The 6,013-nt window shown below is 26.3% G+C and carries 9 protein-coding genes and 1 pseudogene; 8 read left to right on the top strand and 2 right to left on the bottom strand.

All coding sequences use genetic code 11. The annotated features are described in order from the left end of the window. Nucleotides 1–16: 16 nt before the first annotated feature. Complete coding sequence (locus tag A500_RS22060; RefSeq protein WP_423219289.1) at nucleotides 17–130, top strand: LPXTG cell wall anchor domain-containing protein; 114 nt, start codon at nucleotides 17–19, stop codon at nucleotides 128–130. Nucleotides 131–286: 156 nt separating this feature from the next. On the opposite strand, the pseudogene ytaF reads toward A500_RS22060, so the two are convergent. Then, nucleotides 287–908, bottom strand: a pseudogene (ytaF, locus tag A500_RS08900) (sporulation membrane protein YtaF). A 162-nt stretch (nucleotides 909–1,070) separates the two neighbouring features. Here ytaF and A500_RS08895 point away from each other — a divergent pair. Then, entirely contained in the window at nucleotides 1,071–1,340 is a 270-nt protein-coding gene (locus tag A500_RS08895; protein WP_016207246.1) for a DUF1292 domain-containing protein, read from the top strand. 15 nt (nucleotides 1,341–1,355) lie between these two features. Further along, nucleotides 1,356–1,754 carry a hypothetical protein gene (locus tag A500_RS08890; protein WP_016207245.1) on the top strand — a complete coding sequence of 133 codons (399 nt, stop codon included), beginning with the start codon at nucleotides 1,356–1,358 and terminating at the stop codon, nucleotides 1,752–1,754. A gap of 230 nt (nucleotides 1,755–1,984) precedes the next feature. On the opposite strand, the gene A500_RS08885 is transcribed toward A500_RS08890, so the two are convergent. Beyond that, nucleotides 1,985–2,185, bottom strand: a complete 201-nt coding sequence (locus A500_RS08885; RefSeq protein WP_016207244.1) for a hypothetical protein — start codon at nucleotides 2,183–2,185, stop codon at nucleotides 1,985–1,987. A 306-nt stretch (nucleotides 2,186–2,491) separates the two neighbouring features. Between A500_RS08885 and A500_RS08880 the strand changes: the two genes are divergently transcribed. The 5 genes from A500_RS08880 to A500_RS08860 all read left to right on the top strand — a co-directional run bounded on the left by A500_RS08880 (nucleotide 2,492) and on the right by A500_RS08860 (nucleotide 5,958). Beyond that, the gene (locus A500_RS08880) at nucleotides 2,492–2,683 is read left to right on the top strand and encodes a DUF896 domain-containing protein (RefSeq protein ID WP_016207243.1); all 192 of its coding nucleotides are present in this window, start codon (nucleotides 2,492–2,494) and stop codon (nucleotides 2,681–2,683) included. A 12-nt stretch (nucleotides 2,684–2,695) separates the two neighbouring features. Next, the gene (hprK, locus tag A500_RS08875; protein ID WP_016207242.1) at nucleotides 2,696–3,604 is read left to right on the top strand and encodes an HPr(Ser) kinase/phosphatase; all 909 of its coding nucleotides are present in this window, start codon (nucleotides 2,696–2,698) and stop codon (nucleotides 3,602–3,604) included. Between the two features lie 57 nt (nucleotides 3,605–3,661). Further along, nucleotides 3,662–5,056: an aminopeptidase gene (locus A500_RS08870; protein ID WP_016207241.1), complete on the top strand. Its 1,395-nt coding sequence runs from the start codon at nucleotides 3,662–3,664 to the stop codon at nucleotides 5,054–5,056. Between the two features lie 118 nt (nucleotides 5,057–5,174). Further along, nucleotides 5,175–5,420 (top strand): phage holin, encoded by a 246-nt coding sequence (locus tag A500_RS08865; RefSeq protein WP_016207240.1) that lies wholly within the window; start codon nucleotides 5,175–5,177, stop codon nucleotides 5,418–5,420. Between the two features lie 274 nt (nucleotides 5,421–5,694). Then, nucleotides 5,695–5,958, top strand: a complete 264-nt coding sequence (locus tag A500_RS08860) for a MerR family transcriptional regulator (protein WP_016207239.1) — start codon at nucleotides 5,695–5,697, stop codon at nucleotides 5,956–5,958. Nucleotides 5,959–6,013: the final 55 nt, after the last annotated feature.

The raw sequence follows: 6,013 nt of genomic DNA, 5'->3' as shown, positions 1-6,013 counted from the left end.
CGATAATGGAGGTTCTTTGCCAGCAACAGGTGGAAATAATCCAATTTACCCATTAGTTATAGGTTTGATTATAGTAGGTGCTGGAGCATTCTTCGTATTTAATAAAAAGAAAAAAGAAACAACTAAATAAAATAGAAAAGGAAGCTATTGCAGCTTCCTTTTTATTTAGATATTATAAAAAGTTTAATTGATAAAGAGGCTTCACAAAATTTTATTTTCTTAGCTTTCAATAAAACATATGTAAGCTTGTATTTTTAGTATAGTATAACTATAAACTACAAGCTTTTTAAAATACTCTTAAAAAAGCAAGGATAATTAACATTGCTCCTGATAACCAAGAAAGATTTAGGTTTATATTTTCTATGAATTTTCTTCCGATAAATGCCCCTAATAATATTGATACAAGTCCTATAATAAGAGCAACTATAAAAACTTGAATATAATTAATAAAAATAAGGCTACTACCAAACCCTACAGCTAAGCTATCTAAAGAAAGAGCAAAGGCAAGGTAAAAGGCCTCTTTAGGAGTAAGTATTTTAGATTTATCAAAATCTGCTTTGACTTCATCAGCATATACTTGGAGAACAAATTTAAAATCAAATACTTTAAAGGTTAAAGGCGAAAAATTATGTGATCTTTTTTTATATATGATTTGAGTAAGCTTTCAAAAAGTCTATATATACCTAGAAAAAAAGTATAAAAAAACTTATTATTTTTGCAATATTAGAAGAAATATAATTTTGAAGAAATCCTCCTATTAACAAGGAAAATCCTAACATACTAGCTGAGATAATATCAACTATAAGAGCTGATAAAAGTGGAATTCTTATTTTGCTAGTTCCATAAGCAATACTTGCTAAAAATGAATCTATAGATACTGATAAAACTAATAATATTGTTTCTAGCATAAACTCATCCTCTGAAAATATTTTTAATTTATAATATGAGAAAAATAGATATAAAGTTACAAAGTTTGACTAATAAATAAAAATGTATAGAATAAAAATAGTAGTAAAAAATTATTTTTAAATATAAAATAAAAATGATTAGTTAATATAAAGGAGAAGAAAATGGAAGATAAAGATTTTAACATTAACAAAGAAGAAAGAAAAATAATGAGTTTTTTAGATGAAGAGGGTAATAAAGTAGACTTTGAAGCAGTTGCTAGAGTTTATTTAGAAGAAACAGAGTATTTACTTTTAGCACAGATGGATGAGCAAAGTGAAGATGTATATGTTTTTAGAGTAGATGAAGTAGATGGAAAAGAAGAGTTAAATTTAGTTGAAGATGATAAAGAATTTTTAGCTGTAAAAAAAGAATATAAAAAATTGTTATATTAATTTGGAGGTTAAATTATGGATTTTAATAAAATTATAAACATATTAGATGAAAATGGATTATCTGAAATCGAAGAGTTAAAAACTAAAGATGATATATTTCTAGTTAAATTCTTTTTAGATTTTGATGAAGATGTATTAAATGCGGCTAGAAGTTATTCAAATGATGAAAGTGATTATGAAGAGGAAAGTAGTGAGTGGTTCAAGGAGTACTTTATCCCATATCTTTACGAATATGCTAACGATGAAGTGGTTGATATAATAGAAGAAATAGTAGAAGAATTAGATGTTTTAGGAGAAGTTATGGCTTTTCAAATGGAGATATCAAATTATGAATCTATTCAATTCATGGCGCTATTTACAAAAGAAGAAAATGGAGTAACTATTGAAGATGTAGCTAAAGAATTTATCTGCTAATTAAAAGAGATTCCATTGAACATAAAAAGATATGGTTAAAAAACATGTTAGTAATATAATTTGTATTAATGCCTCAAATATTGAGGCGTTTTTTAATTCAAAAAAATATAAAAACTTTTAAAGCCATAAAAAGTTTTTATATTTTTATTGATTATAAGTAATTATATTTATATATTCATAAAACAAAGTAATTTATACCTCTAATACATAATAAATAATTAGTAAATTATTTAGGCAACCTTTTTCAAAGGGTTGCTACCAAAGTGTTTTTTAATATATTTTCTATATATATTCTTTTGTGTTTTACTTATAAGCTTGTCCAAATCTTGAGAAAGATAAATTATTAGTTTGTTGCTTGGTGAAATATATCCTAGTAAGAAATTTAGAATAGCTTTTTTAATTATTATTTGTTTTCTACGTTTTTTAATCATTTTAGTAGCACCTCCATCTATTTACAAAATACATCTTGTTATAACAATATTATACCAAAAAGTGTAAAAATGTAAAATGGTTTTATAAAACAAATAACAACAAAATAACCTATAAAAATTATGTAAATTTAATGAAAATATTAAAATAAATGGTATAAATTGAAAATGATACCTTAAAGTAAATGATTAATAAAAAAATTAATATTATAATTTGTCGAAATTATATAAGTTGATATTGATTAAAATAGAAGGTAAAATGTAATAAAGAGTTAAATAAAAATTAGTCAAAGCAAAGGAGAACCAAGGATGGAATATAAGGATATGAAAATGGATGATATAATAAAAAGAATTAATGAACTTTATAAAAAAAGCAAAGAAGAAGGGTTAGATGATTCAGAAAAAGAAGAACAACAAATATTAAGAAGAAGATATATAGATAGTGTAAAAAGTAACTTCAAAGCTCAATTAGAAACAGTTGAATTAAAAAAAAGAAATTAAAGGGTGATAAATTTGTCAGTTACAGTAGAAAAATTAATTAAAGATTTTGATATGGAAGTATTAGTAGAGGGAAATAAAAACGTAGAAATTTTTGTTAATGATATAAATAGGCCAGGATTACAATTAGCAGGGTTTTACAACTATTTTGCTCCTGAAAGAATACAAGTTATAGGTAAAGCAGAATGGAGTTTCTTAGATGCTATGGCAGTAGAACTCCGTAAAAAAAGAATAGATAAGTACTTTAGTTTTAATTTAAATTGCTTAATTATAACTAGGGATTTAGAGCCACATGAAGAATTATTAAAGGCAGCGAAAAAAAATAAAGTGTGGATAATAAAAACTAAGTTAGTAACTACTCAATTTATAAGTAAAATAACAATTTACCTAGCAGGACAATTAGCTCCGGAAACTAGACTTCATGGAGTTTTAGTAGATGTATATGGAATAGGAATATTAATAACAGGTGAAAGTGGTATAGGCAAAAGTGAAACTGCTTTAGAGTTAATAAAAAGAGGACATAGATTAGTAACTGATGATGCAGTTGATATAAAAGAAATAGATGGAGAACTTATAGGAAGGTCTCCAAGAATAACAATAGGGATGCTTGAAGTTAGAGGAATTGGTATAATAGATGTTTCATCATTGTACGGCTTAAGTTCTATTCTTCCTGAAAAGGATATCCAATTACTTATGCATTTTGAACATTGGAAAGATGATGGAGACTATGATAGATTAGGATTAAATGATGAACGCCAAGATATTTTAGGAGTTAAAGTAAAAAGATTGAGAGTACCAGTAAGACCGGGTAGAAATATTGCTGTAATAATAGAGGCAGCAGCAGCAAATTATAGACATTCACTTATGTCAGATGTAACTCCAGTAGATATAATTGAAAATAGAATGGATAAGATAATAGAATAATAAATTATATAAAGAAAAGTTATAATAATAAATATAATAGTTTTTAGGAGGAATAATATGAATAAAGAAGATAAGAAAAATCCTTGGCAAAAATATTTAGGTAATAAAAAGGAAGAATTATTTGATTTCTGTAACGGCTATATAGACTATATGTCATTATGTAAAACAGAAAGAGAGTGTGTGTTGACTAGTATAGATATGGCAATGGCTCTTGGGTATAGGGATTTAGAAGAAGTAATAGAAAATGAAGAAGAATTAAAACCTGGAGATAAAGTGTTTATAAATAATAAAGATAAAGCACTAGCCTTATTTCTTATAGGAGAAGAGCCGCTAGAAAAAGGTATGAGAATAATAGGGTCACATGTGGATTCTCCAAGATTAGATTTAAAACAAAATCCACTATATGAAGATTCAGATCTTGCAATGATGGAAACACATTATTATGGAGGCGTAAAAAAATATCAATGGGTTACACTTCCACTAGCGTTGCATGGAGTAGTGATTAAGAAAGATGGTACTAAAATAGATGTAGTTATAGGAGAAGAGAGTAGTGATCCAGTAGTTGGAATATCAGATCTTTTAATACATTTATCAGCGGATCAACTTCAAAAGAAAGCTAATGTAGTAATCGAAGGAGAAGATTTAAATTTATTAGTTGGAAATATGCCTTTAGAAGGTAGTGAAAAAGATGCTGTTAAGGCAAATATTCTTAATATCTTAAAAGAAAAATATGATTTTGAAGAAGCTGATTTCTTATCAGCTGAAATAGAAGTAGTTCCAGCTGGAAGAGCTAGAGAGTATGGATTAGATAGAAGTATGGTAATGGCATATGGTCAAGATGATAGAGTTTGTGCGTATACTTCATTAATGGCTCTTTTAGATATAGACAAAACTAGATATACATCAGTAATATTGCTAGTAGATAAAGAAGAAGTTGGAAGTAATGGTGCTACAGGAATGCATTCAAAATTCTTTGAAAATACAGTAGCAGAAGTAATGGATAGACTTGGAGAATATTCAAGCTTAAAGTTAAGAAGGGCTCTATCAAATTCTAAAATGCTATCAGCCGATGTAACAGCAGCCTATGATCCTAATTATCCATCTGTAATGGAAAAGAAAAATTCATCATATTTTGGAAAAGGCCTTGTGTTTAGTAAGTACACAGGTGCAAGAGGAAAGTCAGGCTGTAATGATGCAAATCCAGAATTTATGGCATGGCTTAGAAATATAATGGATGAAAATGATATTGCTTATCAAACTGCTGAACTTGGAAAAGTAGATCAAGGTGGTGGTGGAACAATTGCTTACATATTAGCTGAATATAATATGGAAGTTATTGATTGTGGAGTAGCACTACAAAATATGCATGCTCCATGGGAAGTTGCAAGTAAATTAGATATATATGAAACAATGAGAGGCTATAAAGCCTTTTTAGAATCAAAATTAGATTAAATTCCAAAAGTCATATTAAATTAAGCTAAATAAGTCTTAATTTAATATGACTTTATTTTTTTATTCACATAATTTAATTATGTGAATAAAATATATTATGAATTAAGGAGGGGATATTATGGAATTTGATTGGTCAAGATTCAAAAATTATGGATTATGGGTATCCATATTTGCTTTAATACCAATGCTTTTAAATTCATTAGGTATAGAAGTAATTCCAGAAGAATATCAAGCAATAACAAATACTATATTGTCAATATTAGTTGCACTGGGAATAGTAAGTAATCCTACTACTCAATGTAAATGGTTTGTTGATGATAAAAAAGAAAAAGAGATAGATAATCAAGTGGAAGGTCATAAATAATTAGGTAATATCCTATATAAAGCATAATTTTTAGGAGCTGTTATAAGGCAGCTCCATTTTAATATTATTATGAATATAGTGATTTTCATATATTTTTATAAATTTAATACTATAAAAGTTTGAAAGATATAGTAAATTAATATAAAATTAATTAATATATATGGTTTTGATTTTATTATTTTATTTAAATGAATCTAGAACAATGGCATATAATTCTGAATTATTTAGATTATAAGCATGATATATATTATAATATTGAAAAGTGAGAGTATATATGAGAATTGGAGAATTTAGTAAAAGGAATAAAGTAAGTATTGAAACTGTTAGACATTATATAGATTTAGGTCTTATTATACCTTATAAAAATGGTGCTCAATATGAATTTAATGAAAAATGCCAAAAGGAGATTGAAAGTATTTTAGAATTAAAAGCATTAGGTTTTACTTTGAATGAAATAAAATCCATTTTTTTGTACGAAACATTAGGAAAACTTAGTGTTAATGAAAAAATAATGTTTTATATGATATATTTGATTTAAAACAAAAGGAAGTAAATAGAAAAATAAATGAATTAGTAGATATAGAATCAAGATT

The sequence above is a fragment of the Clostridium sartagoforme AAU1 genome, assembly GCF_000401215.1.
In the GTDB taxonomy this organism is placed as follows: Bacteria; Bacillota; Clostridia; order Clostridiales; family Clostridiaceae; genus Clostridium; species Clostridium sartagoforme.
Note: the sequence above shows the minus strand (reverse complement) of the source record. Positions and strands in the feature narration are given on the sequence as shown.